This window comes from Parendozoicomonas callyspongiae (assembly GCF_023502345.1).
Taxonomy (GTDB): domain Bacteria; phylum Pseudomonadota; class Gammaproteobacteria; order Pseudomonadales; family Endozoicomonadaceae; genus Sansalvadorimonas; species Sansalvadorimonas callyspongiae.
In genome coordinates, this window is sequence record NZ_JAMFLX010000009.1 from 128,746 (window position 1) to 144,850 (window position 16,105).

The window sequence follows — 16,105 nt, forward strand, 5'->3', positions numbered from 1 at the left end:
CAAAATGCAGCGACTTTCTACTCTTACGATTGTTTTTTGGGCAGCGGCTTCCCTCTTTGTAGCTGTGACAGCTACTGCTGATGACACTCTGGACAGTGTCAGCGCAGCTCTGGAGCAAACATTCGTAAAATGGGATGAGATTCAAAGCAAAGCAGGCAGCACGCCCGAGACTAGAACCTATCAGATTGCATTTGATCGCTTACTGGCCAAGCAGCAGGAACTTAATAAATCACTCAATGACAGATTAATTCCATTTAGAGGCCAGATTTCTTCAGATAAGAAGCTCAAGCTGGAAATCATCTCCGAACTCACATCAAGCATTCTAAAGGCAGGTGACTGGCAGGAAGGCGTTTCCATCGTCAGAGAATCATACAGCGATGACCAGGAAGCCATTCAAGCTCTTAACGTAGTACTAGGAACGAGCAGTCCGGATGACAGAGCTAATGATAAGCCTGTAAATGACCCACAACCCGCAATTAATGCTGCGATTGATCACCTCATTGTTAAGCTTGCTGAACTGGATGAAGAGCTCGTCAAACTCAGATGGGAAGCACGTGGTAAAAAACCGCGGTCAAAGTTTGATCAGGAAGTCATCGAGAAACTCATTGGACTGTATGGGTATTCTGATGTTCTGGCAGCATTCACTACCAGACTGAATGCTGCAAACAGCCTCTCAGATGACAAGTCATTCGAAATTCTCTTAAAGCTATTAACAATTCTTCATGTTTACCTGGCTCCGGAGGTTGGTATTCGTACAATTCATCTGGGGTTGCATACTGAAGACATGCGAACATTGGTTGAAGGTGCCTTTAATGAAAAAAATAGAAATGGGACATTAGAGCCCGTCTACGAACAAAAAGTCCGAGACCACAAGGCGAACATTGCTCAGGCAATTCATGACAAACAGTTTCTTGACAACCTGGCCAATATTGCTAAATCAAAAGAATTATTAATGGTTTCATTCAATGAAACCCGGAACCGTCATTCAATAATGTTAACCGCAGTGCTGTTTGACCTGTTCCGTATTCAGGGCTCTTCATCTGACCTACCACAGATTACCGCAGCCTTTAAATACTTAGCTCCGGTTGGTCAGCTCTGGGACTTTACAACCTGTTTGAAGGCTAAAGCCGACAAAGTCACAAACTATGAGAACAGACAGGCAATATGCCTGGAACCGGCAATCTATCAGCCTGAAATGAAAGAATTAATTAAGCTTGAAGCTAAGTCATTTAAAATAGCCGGCTATTTTGATGAAGCCCAATATCAATGGGGATATGCCGGTGCAGCGATTCGCCTGAAAAATAACGTAGAACTGCCTGAGTGGATGAAATGAGCAAGCCATTATCATCTTTTTTTAATCGCTGCTGGTTTTACGCAACAAGTGCATTTGCTGTAGGCAGCATCTGTGTTCCTTCAATGGCCATTTATGACCCGGATCATACAATCCATGATCAGCTGACTCCGGAATACACTGATACTATTGATCACTTCACAACATTTTACAGTGGTCAAAGAGAGCGTCATGAGAAGGTCACAGCACTTTGCAAAGACAAATATCTAAATGACGTGATTGCAACTAATGGAGCCTCAAGTACATACCGAGTCACCATTTCAAGCTGTGATGAATTTCTGGACAGTCTGCTCAGTGAGCTTGATTATCTCAGCAGGAATTATGCCTTAGGCAACCGACTTTTCGGTGCTGTCTCGTCACAACGTGAGAGATCAATCCATATCAGATATGTCTATATGCATATTCTGGGAACAGTTCATAGCATCCTAAGCCCCGCTCATGGCGGTGAGCTTGGCGATCCGGGCTCAGTTTTTGATCCATCCGCCTTGCAGGTAACCCTCAACGAAGAAAGAATCAGCAGAATTATCAACTCCCTGCTCCTGATGTCTCAGGAAATGAAAGAGGATTTGTTTACCTACGAGTATGTCACGTTTGGAAAGGAGAAAAGTAAGCGCAGAATCTATCTGGTTCCAATTATGTGGACGGCCATTTTGCATGACCTCTTATCTCTGGGCGCAATTGCAAATCCCTCTGACGAACTCGGTCAAGTAATGTCCAAGATGCAGGCAAGCCACTATCAGGCTCGTAATGGAATAGAGCTTTTCCAAATCTATAGTCAAAATGAGGATGATATGCGCATCAAACATCAAGTTTATATGGGTGTTGTTGAAAGCTCACATTTCCCGGATTTGCATCGAATTGACTTAAAGGAAAAAAACACTTCCAGATTTATGGCCATTGCTAACGCCGAAGCCATGTCAGAAGACTTAGCTGCAGTATCCACTGCCCGAGATATGGCTACGACCTTTCTCACAAGGTATGGTTTCACAACCATGGTAATCGACAGAAAGATTCTCAATGCGTTACCCGCTCAAATCAACGGAACAGAAAGGCTCATTCATGCTCGAAGAGCTGAGAGTCACCTCTAACATTGAGAAGCAGCTTCTGAAACTCCTCCTTTCCAGAAGCTACATTTTTAATTTCTAGTTTTTTGGTTTTACATACAGCACCAGGTTGTGATCAACAATCTCAAACCCATGTTCTTCAGCAATTGCATGCTGTATGCGTTCAATTTCTGCATTACGAAACTCAACAATCTGACCTGATTCCATGCACACCATATGGTCATGATGTTCATCACTGGCCAGTTCAAAAACAGAATGTCCGCCATCAAAGTTATGGCGAATAACAAGCCCGGCGCTCTCGAACTGGGTCAATACCCGGTACACAGTCGCCAGACCGACATCCTCATCCGCATCAATCAGTGCTTTGTAAACATCTTCCGCACTCATATGCCTGTCTGCAGCACTCTCCAGTATCTGCAGTATCTTGACACGGGGCAAAGTGACCTTTAAACCGGCCTTTCGAAGCTCTTGATTTTCCACCCAAGTTTCCCTTTCTAAACCCCTGGAGATGTAATAAGCTGGGGATTATCTCATTTCCGTCCAAGATAGTGGAAGTCGGTAGACGATGCAAAAACGAAAAGCAACGTTTGCTCTGGTTTTAGCAGCTGGCCTTATAGGGGGATGTTCCTGGTTTTCATCCAACGAACTGAAGCTGGTGAGCTTTCCAGGCGCCTATAAAATTGATATCCAGCAGGGTAATGTCATTACCCAGGATATGGTCAACCAACTAAAACCGGGCATGACCCGCGAGCAAGTGCTGTTCGTAATGGGAGAACCGCTTCTTCCAGACACTTACGACAAAAAACGTTGGGATTATATCTATAGTTTCCAGCCAGGGGGAGGGGCACGTACCCAGCAAACGCTGAGTTTGTTCTTCAATCAAGGAAAGCTGACCCACTTTGAGGGTGATGTTATCCCTGGCCAAAGCAGTGATACTATTGACCAGCAGGTGCGTGAAAGCGCCTCTAAAGATGCTGCTGAAGCCAAAGATCAGGCCGTAAAAGAGCAAAAAGATCAGTAACTGAATCACTGCCTGATCATTAAGAGCAATAAAAAAGCCGAACATTAAGTTCGGCTTTTTTACGCTCACTTTTCTTTCGCAGCCTTTGCCTGCTCAGCGCGCCTTCTGCGTACTTCTTTCGGATCAGCAATCAACTCCCGGTAGATTTCAACCCTCTCACCATTTTTCAAAACCTGTTCCGAAGGCTTGGGTACAGTTTTTCCAAAAATTCCCATTTTGGCTTCTGAAAGCATGATTTCAGGAAAAAAATCACAAATACCTGAGCGCTCGGCAGCCTGAAGAAACGTTGTTCCTTCAGGAACCAGCACACTGATAATCTTCTGGCGCTCAGGTGTCGCGTAAGCCACTTCCACAGTAATGTCTTTATCCGCCATACAGTTGATCCGCCCTGGCACAGAATGAGTCAACCAGCGTATTGGCAGCCTGCTCGAACACTTTTCCCACCGCTGACTTCAGCAGTTTGTTATCCATCTCAAAAGAAAGATCCAGTATCACTTTACAGGCGTTATCCATAAGTGGCTTGAATTCCCAGACCCCCCTGAGATCTGTAAACGGACCTTCCTTAAGATTAATCTCAATGCGCAACCCCGGAACCATAGCGTTGCGGGTAACAAATGTCCCCTTTACACCGCCACGGCTGACACTGACCCGCGCTTCCTGCATGGTATCCGTTCGCTCAATCACTTCTGCCCCATCACACCAGGGCAGAAAACCGGGATACTCTTCAACTTTGTTCACCAGCTCATACATATTCTGAGCGGAGTGCATCACCAGAGCAGTGCGCTGTACGTTCTTCATAACAGCGATATCACCCCAGCAGATTGGCAAAAAAGATAACCAGCACGCAAGCTGGAGCAATCACCCGGCACAATGCACGCCACAGATTAAACTGCGCATTGCTCAGATTGAGTTCCTTATAGATATATGACCGCTTGATAACCCAGCCGGCAAAGACCGCAATCAGCAGGCCACCCAGCGGCAGAGTGATATTGGCAGTGATAAAGTCAACGACCTCGAAGAAGGTCATACCGAAGACCTGATACTCTTCACCAGACCATTCGTTAAAGGACAATACAGAGCCCATACCAAACAGCCAAACCACAGCACAGTAAGCTGTCGTTGCACCAGTACGCCCAACATTAAAGCGCTCAGTCATCCAGGCAACAACCGGCTCAACCATGGAGATAGATGAACTCAGTGCTGCAAGGCAAACCAGAAGGAAAAACAGGGAACCAAACAGCATTCCGCCCGGCAGATTGGCAAAAGCAGAAGTCAGCGTTACAAACAGCAGACCGGGACCGGCATCAGGCTCCATACCATTGGCAAATACCAGAGGGAAAATTGCCAGACCGGCGATCAGGGCAATCGCGGTATCAAGAACAACAACAGAACCTACTGTGCGGGCAATAGAGGCCTTTTTGGGCATGTAGGCCCCATAGGCCATGATTGCTCCCATACCGAGACTCAGAGTAAAGAATGAGTGTCCCAGTGCTGACAGAACAGCATCCCAGCTTAAATCTTCAGGATTGAATGCAAACAGGAAGTGTACACCTTCCATAAAGTGGCCGGATTCAACAATGCTGTAACCAAGCAGAAGCAACAGCAGAACAAACAGCGCCGGCATCATGACCCGAACACTGTTTTCCAGGCCCTTATGAATACCACGGGCAATGACCAAACCAGTCAGAACCATAAAAACGGTATGCCATATGGTCACTTTCACAGGACTGGCTGTAAGAGCATCAAAACTGGCTCCCACCTGCTCAACTGTCATCCCCTGAAATACACCGGAAGCCATATCGACCGTATAGGCAATGCCCCAGCCTGCAATCACACTGTAGAAGGAGAGAATAAGGAATCCGCTTAAAGCTCCCATCCAGCCAACAAGCCCCCAGGCTCGGCTGGCATCTGAGCCTCGTGCCAGCTCCCGCATACTGTTGATTGGACTATGACGCCCATGACGCCCCAGCGCAGCTTCCGCCATCATGATCGGCACACCGACGATCACGATACAGAACAGGTAGGTGATAACAAATGCACCGCCGCCATTCATTCCGGTCATGTATGGGAATTTCCACAAATTCCCCAAACCGATGGCTGACCCCGCCGCGGCTAAAACAAAGGTCCAACGATGCGTCCAGGTCTGTGCCGAAGGCGCCGATTTCAGCTCGGACATGTAAATCCTCGAAAAGTGTTCTTGATGCTAGAGCGAATCTCAGCATTGTATCCGTTTACTTATAGGGCACAACTATTAACAATCACCAATCGAGCATCAATATTGTGCAACCTGTTGCACAACCCTGCCATCAGGCATGGAATTTGATTCCCAGCCACGTATAATTCCACAACTATGGCTAAGAAATCCAAGAAGTCTGGAGGCGACTCCAGCATCGTCGTCAACAAGAAAGCCCGCCACGATTACCACCTTGATGAAACATTTGAGGCCGGTATTGCTCTGAGTGGCTGGGAAGTCAAAAGCCTCCGGCAGGGTAAAATCCAGCTGGTAGACAGCTATGTACTGCTGAAAGATGGAGAAGCCTGGCTGATCGGTGCCCAGATTACCCCTCTTTCCACAGCATCCACGCATGTAATTGCTGACCCTCGCCGTGACCGCAAGTTACTGCTTCACAAACGAGAGCTGGCGAAGTTGTTTGCTGATACTCAGCAGGCTGGCAAAACCTGTATCTGTACCAAACTCTATTGGAAACAGCACCTAATCAAGGCTCAGGTTTGCCTGGCCCGAGGCAAGAAAGAATTCGATAAACGCGCAACGACCAAAGAGCGCGAATGGAATATTGAGAAGCAGCGGGTTATGGGCCGCGGTTAATTCTACATCACTCTCAGGAGCAGTATCGCTGCTCCTTTCCCCTCTTTTAACTCTCCTACATACTCTTTCATCACCGGAAAACACTTAACAACTAAATAAGCTATTGACATTACCGGTAGCTAATCATTTAGAATATGCGTCATATTCAGGTTTCGACCTGCCGGGGGCGATTAGGATTCGACGACGGTGACGAAACCCGAGGTGCATGTCGAGCGCGTAGTAGCTCTCGTAAAACGAATTACTACAAACCTTTTAGTTGCCAACGACGACAACTACCAAGTAGCTCTGGCCGCTTAATACCGGTCTGCTACCGACCACTCTGATTTTTCTGCTGGCTGGAACTGGTCGCAAATTTAAACAGAATCGCTGCCTCCTGCGGGCCTGACGTGGGACAGTTAAAACTTTCCAGGATCGCCTTGCTCATCCCGCCTGCCGGATCGTTCAAGGTTAACCCAAAGGCAGCTCTAAGCATGTAGACCCGAGGGCGGAGCATTGGCGGACGGGGGTTCAAATCCCCCCGCCTCCACCAACCCAAAGCGTACGGTCTGACAAGACAGTACGAGACCATAAAAGGTCAAAAGCAAAAGAAAACAGGAGCTTATATAGCTCCTGTTTTTGTATCTGGCCCCTGTGTATAGCCGTGTACAGCCTCGCCAGAACTTCCCTGAAACTACAAAACTGCACTTAAACTGCACCTGAACTGCACCTGAACTGCACCTGAACTGCACTTAGAAATAAATCAGTCAGATATCCCTACGGGAAAGACTGGGGCGCATAATCCAACTTTTGCAGGCAAAAATACCATCAAAAACAGGCTTATTGTTTATTTCCCAGAAGTTAAAAAAGGTAACTCTACTGCTCCAAATTTAACAATTAAAAACTTTAGCCAAGTAAGCAGGTCTAATGTGACTTCCGATAATAAATGGATAGCAACTGTGAACTTAAGACCATCTCATCCTATCAAAGATGTCCCCCAAAAATTCTCAATTCATCATGCAAAGGACGAGGGCAGTGCTCATATTACCTGCCAAGGACAAAAAAGGGGTTGTCTTGTCGAGGTTCCAGAGAATTGCAACCTAGCTCTTCAAATACCTTCTACTCATAAACCAAGCTGCACCATACAAAATAAAGAACCTCTCGAGGTTGAGGCACTATCTAGACACGTAAATGCTTGCGACCCTTCGCCGGAGCACCTGCTGTCCCAAAGACTCATTCATGTCAAGCATGACCATAACTACTGCCAGTTTCCTTCTGCAAGCAGATACCCCGATAGTCAGACTGTTGCTCAACATTCTGATACTGGCTTCGCGTCTCCACCTGTCCAGAAGGCAATACGCCTTGAACCTTCTATCCCCTGTTTAGAGACTGATCCAAAAGTCACACTTCACCATATTCAGGCTCCCGATGAAGGGGGAATTCAGAGAAAAAGAAAAACCAGGAGAGATGCGGATCAGGACTTTAAAATAAAATTGCAAACAGCTATCGAACAAAGCTTATTGCCTTGCTGGTCCCAACAGACACATATTTCAAAATCAGAAAGAGATACCCTGATAGATTCGTTTATTTATTATTGTGCAGCCAGAGAGCGTGCCAGACTCCAGAAGCTTTCATCTGTTGTACCTCAAGCTCTGAGTCATTCACGGTTTGAGTGCCCCATAATAAGCGGCAGCAATCCTCAGCATTTCTGTAACGTACATCGAGAAGATGACAGGGAATCCATTGGCATACTCAATTTTATGCGCCAGCACCCTTCATACAAAACTTACCTAACCAGTAAGACGATGATGGATATGGAATTCTCAAACTTTATCCTGACTTTGGTTATATGCCGCATATTTAATAGTGAAAACACGTTAAGAAATCTTGGTTTTATATCGCCAGAGCGCCTGAACTCCATCTATCAAGACTATCAGTCCAACCCCGAAAAATATAAAAAACACCCTGCCTATCAGTTGAATGTAACCTACGGAAAGGCGGGCCTGGATATGGGACAGTTTATCTTTGAATTAATACCAGCAGCTATCAGGCTCTTCCCTGGTCTGTCGTCACGGCTACAACGACCTATGCGGATTGAAACTCTGAGCCAAGAACTGAACACCTGTTTGAAACAAGCGCTACCTTTCTGGTATCAAAAACAACCAAATGGGGTTGCAGTTCATAAATTCAAGCCCCCTAGAGCAACATTGAATCCCTCGGGCTTGTCAAAGCGAGATCTCGGTATATATGAGTTCAAAATGCAGGATGGGAAGATATTGCGCAAAAAGCAAGGCTCTCAAACCTCATTTACAGACACCCGTACTACTGCAGAAACTTTCAATTATCAGTTCAATTTTTCTCAAGCATTTGCTGATGCAGCCACACTGTGTCCTAATCTTGTAGACCCAAAGAGTGGCATGATTCCAGGACCCGGAACCAAGCAAGCCCTTTCTCACTTAAGGGACAAAAGCAGAAGCAAACCTGATATGCAGGAAGAACTTAAAACACTATATGCAGAGATCAAAAGTCAATGGCCTGATGTGTTAGGGCCTTTTAACATTATTACTCTAGAGCACAGTTTGTGTGAATGGACCCGGTGGCTGGCCAATACGCTAAGCTGCCGGAAACTGAGTAAACCATACAAGCCAAGAGCATCACTTTCCGCTGTTCCTCAGTGATTGATCCGAGGCAGCAAAAGTGGACACCTTCCTAAGCCATTTTTTCTAACTCATAATTCTCTGGACTCAGATACCCGAGAGAGCTGTGTGCGTATTCCGGAGCATTCGCCACCTAAACCGGATTTTATTCGCCACCCTGTCCGGTTTACATTCGCCACCCCTTGATTAAGGCGCATGACTCAACCATTTTCATGGTTCGGGGTGGCCAAAGCTTGGTCATGACTGTTTGGGGGGCGAATGTCACCGGAATACCCAACCTCGGCTCCCGCTGCATTTTTGCCATGAAAATGCCTATCACATTTACATATTTCGGGCCAAGAGAAAATGTCAGGCACTCTAACTGGAGTGTCAGATTATTTATTGTCTTTTCCCTGTTTACTTCCCTGTTTGAAATACTGGACGAAAGGATTAGACATAATGGCCTATCGATTACCCGAATACCCTCCATCCCGCTTTGCCCGATCGCGAGAAGAGATATCTCGCGAGCATGTAAACGACCAGAAACTTCCCAAATGGCGGGAACATGGGAAGACCCGGCAAGGGTATATCAAAGAACCTTCACAGGTTGACCGAAAGCCTTATAGTCGACCGCTACACAGCCGATCCCACACAACCCTAACAGCCATACAGAAAGCAACAGCGCTAGTCTCCCGCCCGGAATCACTGAGCAGGTATGAAGATCAAGAGTTAATAGAATTAATGGAGAATGTCATCAAAGAAGGGGATGCCAACCTAATGCTTAAACTGGCAGACTTGAAGGAAGCACAGAAGCGCTCATTTGATGCACCTAATCATAATGCAAAATATAAAAGAATGGTGAAAGCGCGCCATATTGCCAGTCGAATGAACAGTTCTGATACTTATAAACACCTTACTCCAGAAGATAAGCTTGATTACATAAATCACTTCCTGATTTTATCAGGACAACATAAGAAAGCGCTGGATTATTTAAATAAATTGAATGCCGATTTTATAGATCAAAAATTTGATTTTGTTAACAATCATTCCCATCACAACATGAAGCTTGCCATCAAAAAGTGCATTGAGGCCCTTCCATATTGTCATCACAAATCATGCTTCGAAAAACTCTGGGATAAATATTATTCAGTGCACTCTCATGAAAAGAGAGTCGCATTCTATGAGGAAATATGCTCTCTACAGGACCCAAATAACCGAACATTTTCTCCAGAAGAAATTTTAGGATTAAACTCACTTAAAATGACTGTAGTCCTCAGTCTTTATAAAAGTGCGTGCGAGGCCAACAAGCAACAGTGGCTTGATAAAGCTCGATCAATTGTAGAATTTTTTCAAAAACCTAAACCTTTTGCCCCTTCCGGAATGGTTCACAAACATCAAGCCAAAGCAGTATGGCCCTGCATTATAGCGCTTTCAAAGGCCGGGTTAGAAGGTGAGGCCCTGGTACTGCTTAGGGACATTGAAAAAGAGGATTCCTTCATTGCTCCACCACAAGATGACATACGCCTTATAAAAGAATTGGCCGCAAAAAAAACTCTTCTGGAATACAGGTTTTCAACTGGTAATCCTGAGGTACTTTCAGAACTCATGCCTGAAGCAGCCTTCAAAAAAATTTTCAGACTGAATTCCTGGTACACCCGCTTTCCCGCTATATACCTTGGCCAAAAGTTTTCAGGGGGGGAGTTAGCTTTTACAACCAATAAGAATATTGAGAGCCTCATCCTGATCGCGTACAACATGCAAAACTATGGTGTTTCCATACGAGCGGCTAAAAATATTCTGGAATTCAGCAGCGGGAAGCCAATGGATTACATAGTCGAGATAGCATCTCTTGGCCTTTTGGTTTGCTGCTCTGTCCTGAAAAAATATCGTCCTTCTACAGGCGATGTCTATAGCGAAGCTCAGCAAAATATTCAATTCTTCCAGCATTTTATTTCCAGAGCTATGAATGATGATGACTTACCTGTTTTTGCGCCCAGAATCCGATGCAATCCGATGATACGTCCTATAGAAGCCTACTGTGGCTCAATGATCGTCACTCGCAAGATTCAAGGAGAGAGTTGGAAATCTATATATAGAGCCCTGGAGGAAACAAAACAGAAGTGCCCACCTTCCAGTCAGTTCTGCGTGAATGGCATTCTGGCAGAAGTTGCCCTGACAATTTTAGAGGATGAAATTGACTCAACTGGTTTTTTTACTTCCCCCCCACCGGAAATTAAAAAGTGGCGCGCAAAGGCAAATGATTTAATACAAAAGCTCCCTAATGACGGCACTCATGGAGAACGAGTCTATATATACTCTCGTTTCTGCAGAATTTCCGAATCATATTATGGTAACCAGGGTAAGGGAGATGATGCACTAAAATGGCACGATGGAGAGGGTAGAGAATACAAAACCGCACTGAGATTTCATCCTGCCTATGAAGATCAGAACAAAGATGAAAGCTACCTGCACGCATTCTCTGATATCGAGTGGTTCCCTTCATTTTCTTCATAGGGAACTCACGTTACGCTTTTAAACCCTCATTCAGATTTGCCTTTTTCATAAAGGCGTCCATATTTCTCTTCCCGAGATCACTACACATCTGCTATGAAACCAGGCCTAGAGGAGCGGTTACTTTTCCTGTCCATGTCCGTTGAACTGACATTTGGTGTCACCGGTGTGATCTTCTCAGAGCAGGCAGGTTCAACAGCAGTCTTACTTGACGGTGCCTATTCCCTGATTTGCTCCATCACAATGATCGCGACAATTATGGTGGCCAAAAGAATCAAGCAACCACCAACCACCAATTTCCCCCTGGGGCAGGCCGCGCTTGAGCCCTTTCTTCTCAGCGTTGAAGCACTCATTCTTTTGACTCTTTGTACCGCCTTAGCAACCCACGCTGGCTATAAGCTAATCAACCACAGCCACCCACCAAACTTCAGCATTGCCCTGGCATACGAACTGGCGTCATTGATAACTGATCTTGGCATGGCATTTCTCATTCACAGGTCTGCCCGAAAGATAAACTCACCCCTTCTCCAGTTTGAGGCGCAGGAATGGATCCTTGATGGCATGCTCAGCGCCGTTGCTTTGGCAAGCTTCTCTGTGGGGGAATATTTGATCGAGTTCCCGGATATTGAATCGCTGATAGACCCCGTGCTGACACTTGTTCTCATTGCTCTGGTTCTGCCTTTTCCCCTCAAGACACTGCGAACAAATATCAACCAGCTGTTATGGCACTCTCCCGAGAAGGAACTCAGGCTAAAAATGCAACAGAACATAAAGAGACTGGATGGCTACCACTGCCATCTTGAGCCTCCTGTACTGCTGGTCATGGGCCGAACATTGTGGATAACCATAAGAACATCACCTATCGCCGGAGAATCTCCCCCAGAATGGCCAGAGCTGGAGAACCTCAAACAAAGACTACGTAAAGACCTACAGAGGGACTACCCAAACTATGAACTCCATATACAGTTGACACTGGGTTCTTCAGGGTAAGGCAAAGAACAAATTCAACTAACAGACTTGTTGAATAGGCTTCGCTACACTAAAAATGTATTACTTGAAGTAAATTCATATTTTTTGTTGTCAAACAACGGGGGCGATACGGATTCGACGACGATGACAAAACCTGAGGTGCATGCCGAGAGGGGGTAATCACTCTCGTAAATCAAATGGTTACTGTTTTATTAGCTGCCAAAAAACCAGCTAACGAAGAGTTCTACGACAACCAGTGGGCTGCGGCCGCTGCTTAATCGTAGGTTTGCTGCTTAACAACAGCACTCTTCCGGTCTTTCTGCCCCGTCTGTCGGGTAGTTCCATGACCGTCATTGCAGACAGACTCGCCGTGATCTGCGCCTGGCTTTGATCGGTTAAAACCTAACAGGCTCGTGCTGCCTTACCCCGACCGCTGGGTCATGGCAGGACTAAAATAAAGGCGGATCTAAGCATGTAGAGCTGAAGGCGGAGCATCGGCGGACGGGGGTTCAAATCCCCCCGCCTCCACCATTTTCCTGAAGATAAGAAGCTGCAATAGAAAAGCAAAATACAGTATTGAACTATTGCTACAGAAGACACTCCATTAGATAATTACGCCTTCAGCCTGGAGGCTGTTTATTTCGTTCGATTTCATTCCCAGGCCAAGCACTCTCAAGACCACACCTCTTGTAGAATAACCCTGCCAATATTGCGGTGAGCTAAACCACCTTTTCACTAAGAGTCAGAATGAACCAGTCAAGCGAATACGTTAACTCTTACCATTTTCAAACCGGACACACGCTGCCATTACAGCCTTGTTTGACTGGCGATATTACCACTGATGTTTGCATTATTGGTGGCGGCATGACCGGCCTGAACGCCGCCATCGAACTTCGTAAGCGTGGCTTTGATGTTGTTGTTCTGGAGTCTGAGCGTATTGCATGGGGTGCATCGGGCCGGAATGGTGGAATGTGCCTGGTGGGGTACTGCCTTGGCCCTCATGAAGTGGATGAAACCTTTGGCTCCGAGTGGGCCCGAAAGTTATGGGATCTTTCCTGTGAGTCACTCGATATCGTTCGCGAGCGAATAAAAGAGTTCAATATTGATTGTGATTTTCAGCAAAACTACATTGAGCTGGCGGTGAAGCCCAGCCATGTGAAAGAGCTGAAAGCCTACCAAGAACTTCTGGAAAACAGTTATGGCTATTCCAGTATCAGTTGGTGGGACAGTGAGAAAATTCAAGATGTAACCACATCAGATCGTTACCTTGGGGGCCTGTTCGACTCAAACAGCGCGCATATGCATCCACACAACTACACTATCGGGCTTGCCAGAGCAGCGATGGATCTTGGCGCCAGCGTGTATGAAAACAGCAAAGTCACAAAGCTGATCAAGGGCAGCCCTAACTGGGTTCAGACAGAACATGGATGGGTAAAAGCCAGGCAGGTTCTACTGGCCTGTAATGCTTACATTGACGGGCTACACAAGAAGGCCGAAAGCAAAGTGCTTCCGATTATTTCTTATATTGGAGTGACAGAACCGCTTGGCGACAGACAGCCGATTTCCAACCAAATGGCAATGTCTGACCTCAATAACAGCCTGGATTACTTTCGCCCAACAGCAGATGGCCGGATTTTATTTGGAGGAGTAAATCATCCTTTCAATGGCGAGTACCCTGATACAAGAAAACGTCTGCACCAACGCATGACGAAGGTGTTCCCACAATTACAGGATGTGAAAATGGAGTATCACTGGGGGGGGTTATTCTCCGCAACACGTGAATACATGCCCCATATTGAGCATCTGAGGCATGATATCTACACGGCACATGGCTACACCGGACATGGTGTTTCTCTCACCAACATTGCTGGCCGAGTTGTAGCCGAAGCAATGGCTGGTACTGCCGAGCGGTTTGATGTGTTTTCACGTATTCGGCATAAGTGGATTCCTACGCCTAAGGTGTTGCGTACACCGGCTTTGGCGTTGGCTATATGGAAGGCTGAGATTGAAGATGCGCTAGGGAGTTAAATAAGAATATCTCAATCACGTCTTACGTCCAAAAAATATTTGAACAACGGAAAAACAGGCTGGCTGTCGATTGTGAGACTAGGTAACATGCTCTTCTCGAAATTTCCAAGCCTGATTTTTGCAGTACAGCCTTTCTTTGGTGAGCATATCAATCGGAAAGCTGTAGCGTGATTAAATCTCAGATAGTAACAAGTGCAGATATAACAGAGGCTCTCATGCCTGAGCAAGACACTTCAGAAGTTCATCAAAATCAAAAAAGAGTCTTACAGCTTTGCCATGGCTACGGCATGCCGTTTCACGATGTGGCAAGACAATACGCTGCTCTGTTCAAAGACACTGAATTTAAAGTTACTACTGTTTTTCTCACTGGACCAAAAGATGAGTTTATAGCAAACACAGTAGACTCAGACGAAGTTATCTTTCTGGAAAATACCTCTAAAGATATCCGTGGATTAAAGTTAAAACAGATAAAACAGATAAGAGAGCTATGCCAGAAGCACCATTATAGTTTCTGCATTGCTCACCGCTTTAAGCCAATTTACATTGCCACTCATGTTAAAGGTTTGTTTGTCATCGGCATTCACCACGCTTTCGGCGATTACTCCAGGTGGACGCGCCGCCTTTATGCCAACAGAATTCAGAAGAACTTGGCATTAATCGGTGTTTCCAATTCCGTGCGAGATGACATGCGGGCTTCCCTGCCAAGCTTCCCGAAAGAAAAAATCGCCACTCTTTACAACCGAATTGATATTGATCAACATGCAGCATCACTCCTCGCCAAGACTGAAGCTCGAGAAGCATTAGATCTACCCAAAGATAAGTATATTTTTGCCAATGTGGGCAGACTCCACCCAGATAAGGACCAAAGCACATTACTTAAAGCCTTCGCCGCAATCAAGCCATATCAAACCAATTCTGTGCTGGTAATTATGGGTAAGGGTAAGCTGGAGCAAACACTTAAAGAAGAAGCGAACGCTCTAGGCATCAAGAAACAAGTGATTTTTACCGGACCAATTCCTGAAGCCTCAAAATATTTCAAGGCTTTTGATAGTTTTGTACTCTCTTCGGATCATGAGCCTTTTGGTATGGTGTTGTTAGAGGCCATGATTGCTGGTCTTCCCATGGCTGTCTGTAACAGCGGAGGAGCACCAGAAGTTGCAGGTGTGTGTGGCGAGAGCTTTTCTCTTGGTGATGCTGAAGCACTTGCAAATAGAATGAACCTCCTTATGAAACTGACAGAAACGGAAAAGGAAAATATCAAGCAGAGCATGATGATACGGCTCTATAGTCATTTCTCTGATACGGCAGTGAAAGCAGCGTTTTGGAACCTCCCCTTTCTTCCTGATTTAGAAAATATAAACATCTAATACAAACATATTTTTGAAGAAGAAAACCCTTGCCATCATTCCAAGGCAAGGGTTATTACATACACTCCATCATTAACCGAACATGAATAGAGAGAACCAATCCAGCATCCCTCGTAATATTTAGCTTATGATTTATAAAGTGTATTAAAAAACTTTTGAGTATTCGTCTGCAACATGCGAAAAACTCATACTTCTCATTTTCTCATTGCTATAGGAAAAGTCATATGAAGTATTTATAGTTTCGACCATCTTTCTTGCCAAATTGGAAATAACTTCATCATTTGTCTCACCATTTACAATATAGTCAGGAGAAATGAACTCTTTAGCTGATTCATAATAAGTAACCACTACAGGG

At 45.5% G+C, this 16,105-nt stretch carries 14 protein-coding genes and 2 other RNA genes; 11 read left to right on the plus strand and 5 right to left on the minus strand.

The genetic code is table 11. The features are described from left to right. Positions 1–4 precede the first annotated feature (4 nt). A complete protein-coding gene (locus M3P05_RS08630; protein ID WP_249699140.1) occupies positions 5–1,333 on the plus strand; it encodes a hypothetical protein in 1,329 nt (442 codons plus the stop codon). Further along, on the plus strand, positions 1,321–2,439 hold the full coding sequence (locus M3P05_RS08635) for a hypothetical protein (RefSeq protein ID WP_249699141.1): 1,119 nt from the start codon (positions 1,321–1,323) through the stop codon (positions 2,437–2,439). The genes M3P05_RS08630 and M3P05_RS08635 overlap by 13 nt, the downstream gene beginning before the upstream one ends. 54 nt (positions 2,440–2,493) lie before the next feature. Here the strand turns inward: M3P05_RS08635 and fur are convergent, their stop codons facing one another. After that, a complete protein-coding gene (gene fur, locus M3P05_RS08640; RefSeq protein ID WP_249699142.1) occupies positions 2,494–2,895 on the minus strand; it encodes a ferric iron uptake transcriptional regulator in 402 nt (133 codons plus the stop codon). Between the two features lie 85 nt (positions 2,896–2,980). Here fur and M3P05_RS08645 point away from each other — a divergent pair, with 85 nt between their 5' ends. Continuing rightward, positions 2,981–3,436, plus strand: coding sequence for an outer membrane protein assembly factor BamE (locus M3P05_RS08645; protein WP_249699143.1), 456 nt, complete (start codon positions 2,981–2,983; stop codon positions 3,434–3,436). A 65-nt stretch (positions 3,437–3,501) separates the two neighbouring features. On the opposite strand, the gene M3P05_RS08650 is transcribed toward M3P05_RS08645, so the two are convergent. From M3P05_RS08650 to M3P05_RS08660, 3 genes are read right to left on the minus strand one after another with little or no spacing between them, the layout of a single operon-like run. Continuing rightward, positions 3,502–3,810: an RnfH family protein gene (locus M3P05_RS08650; protein WP_249699144.1), complete on the minus strand. Its 309-nt coding sequence runs from the start codon at positions 3,808–3,810 to the stop codon at positions 3,502–3,504. Further along, positions 3,800–4,234 carry a type II toxin-antitoxin system RatA family toxin gene (locus M3P05_RS08655; RefSeq protein ID WP_249699145.1) on the minus strand — a complete coding sequence of 145 codons (435 nt, stop codon included), beginning with the start codon at positions 4,232–4,234 and terminating at the stop codon, positions 3,800–3,802. The genes M3P05_RS08650 and M3P05_RS08655 overlap by 11 nt, the downstream gene beginning before the upstream one ends. Positions 4,235–4,244: 10 nt before the next feature. After that, a complete protein-coding gene (locus M3P05_RS08660; protein ID WP_249699147.1) occupies positions 4,245–5,612 on the minus strand; it encodes a sodium-dependent transporter in 1,368 nt (455 codons plus the stop codon). A gap of 174 nt (positions 5,613–5,786) precedes the next feature. Here M3P05_RS08660 and smpB point away from each other — a divergent pair, with 174 nt between their 5' ends. The 8 genes from smpB (at position 5,787) to M3P05_RS08700 (ending at position 15,750) form a co-directional block, all read left to right on the plus strand. After that, positions 5,787–6,263, plus strand: a complete 477-nt coding sequence (smpB, locus tag M3P05_RS08665; protein WP_249699148.1) for an SsrA-binding protein SmpB — start codon at positions 5,787–5,789, stop codon at positions 6,261–6,263. 162 nt (positions 6,264–6,425) lie between these two features. Beyond that, positions 6,426–6,792: a transfer-messenger RNA gene (gene ssrA, locus M3P05_RS08670) on the plus strand. A gap of 376 nt (positions 6,793–7,168) precedes the next feature. Next, the gene (locus tag M3P05_RS08675; protein ID WP_249699149.1) at positions 7,169–8,917 is read left to right on the plus strand and encodes a hypothetical protein; all 1,749 of its coding nucleotides are present in this window, start codon (positions 7,169–7,171) and stop codon (positions 8,915–8,917) included. A 417-nt stretch (positions 8,918–9,334) separates the two neighbouring features. After that, positions 9,335–11,389 (plus strand): hypothetical protein, encoded by a 2,055-nt coding sequence (locus M3P05_RS08680; protein WP_249699150.1) that lies wholly within the window; start codon positions 9,335–9,337, stop codon positions 11,387–11,389. A 93-nt stretch (positions 11,390–11,482) separates the two neighbouring features. Beyond that, positions 11,483–12,376: a cation transporter gene (locus tag M3P05_RS08685; protein ID WP_249699151.1), complete on the plus strand. Its 894-nt coding sequence runs from the start codon at positions 11,483–11,485 to the stop codon at positions 12,374–12,376. 99 nt (positions 12,377–12,475) lie between these two features. Then, positions 12,476–12,886, plus strand: a transfer-messenger RNA (tmRNA) gene (ssrA, locus tag M3P05_RS08690). A 216-nt stretch (positions 12,887–13,102) separates the two neighbouring features. Beyond that, positions 13,103–14,383, plus strand: coding sequence for an NAD(P)/FAD-dependent oxidoreductase (locus M3P05_RS08695; protein WP_249699152.1), 1,281 nt, complete (start codon positions 13,103–13,105; stop codon positions 14,381–14,383). 167 nt (positions 14,384–14,550) lie between these two features. After that, on the plus strand, positions 14,551–15,750 hold the full coding sequence (locus tag M3P05_RS08700) for a glycosyltransferase (RefSeq protein WP_249699153.1): 1,200 nt from the start codon (positions 14,551–14,553) through the stop codon (positions 15,748–15,750). A gap of 144 nt (positions 15,751–15,894) precedes the next feature. On the opposite strand, the gene M3P05_RS08705 is transcribed toward M3P05_RS08700, so the two are convergent. Beyond that, positions 15,895–16,105 (minus strand): hypothetical protein (locus tag M3P05_RS08705; RefSeq protein WP_249699154.1); only part of this gene is annotated, 211 nt, incomplete at its 5' end.

What these genes read in the sequence shown, in the direction of transcription:
- M3P05_RS08630 (WP_249699140.1), top strand. Translation starts at nt 5, where the DNA reads ATGCAGCGACTTTCTACTCTTACGATTGTTTTTTGGGCAGCGGCTTCC.
- M3P05_RS08645 (WP_249699143.1), top strand. Translation starts at nt 2,981, where the DNA reads ATGCAAAAACGAAAAGCAACGTTTGCTCTGGTTTTAGCAGCTGGCCTT.
- M3P05_RS08650 (WP_249699144.1), bottom strand. Translation starts at nt 3,810, where the DNA reads ATGGCGGATAAAGACATTACTGTGGAAGTGGCTTACGCGACACCTGAG.
- M3P05_RS08655 (WP_249699145.1), bottom strand. Translation starts at nt 4,234, where the DNA reads ATGAAGAACGTACAGCGCACTGCTCTGGTGATGCACTCCGCTCAGAAT.
- M3P05_RS08660 (WP_249699147.1), bottom strand. Translation starts at nt 5,612, where the DNA reads ATGTCCGAGCTGAAATCGGCGCCTTCGGCACAGACCTGGACGCATCGT.
- smpB (WP_249699148.1), top strand. Translation starts at nt 5,787, where the DNA reads ATGGCTAAGAAATCCAAGAAGTCTGGAGGCGACTCCAGCATCGTCGTC.
- M3P05_RS08680 (WP_249699150.1), top strand. Translation starts at nt 9,335, where the DNA reads ATGGCCTATCGATTACCCGAATACCCTCCATCCCGCTTTGCCCGATCG.
- M3P05_RS08685 (WP_249699151.1), top strand. Translation starts at nt 11,483, where the DNA reads ATGAAACCAGGCCTAGAGGAGCGGTTACTTTTCCTGTCCATGTCCGTT.
- M3P05_RS08695 (WP_249699152.1), top strand. Translation starts at nt 13,103, where the DNA reads ATGAACCAGTCAAGCGAATACGTTAACTCTTACCATTTTCAAACCGGA.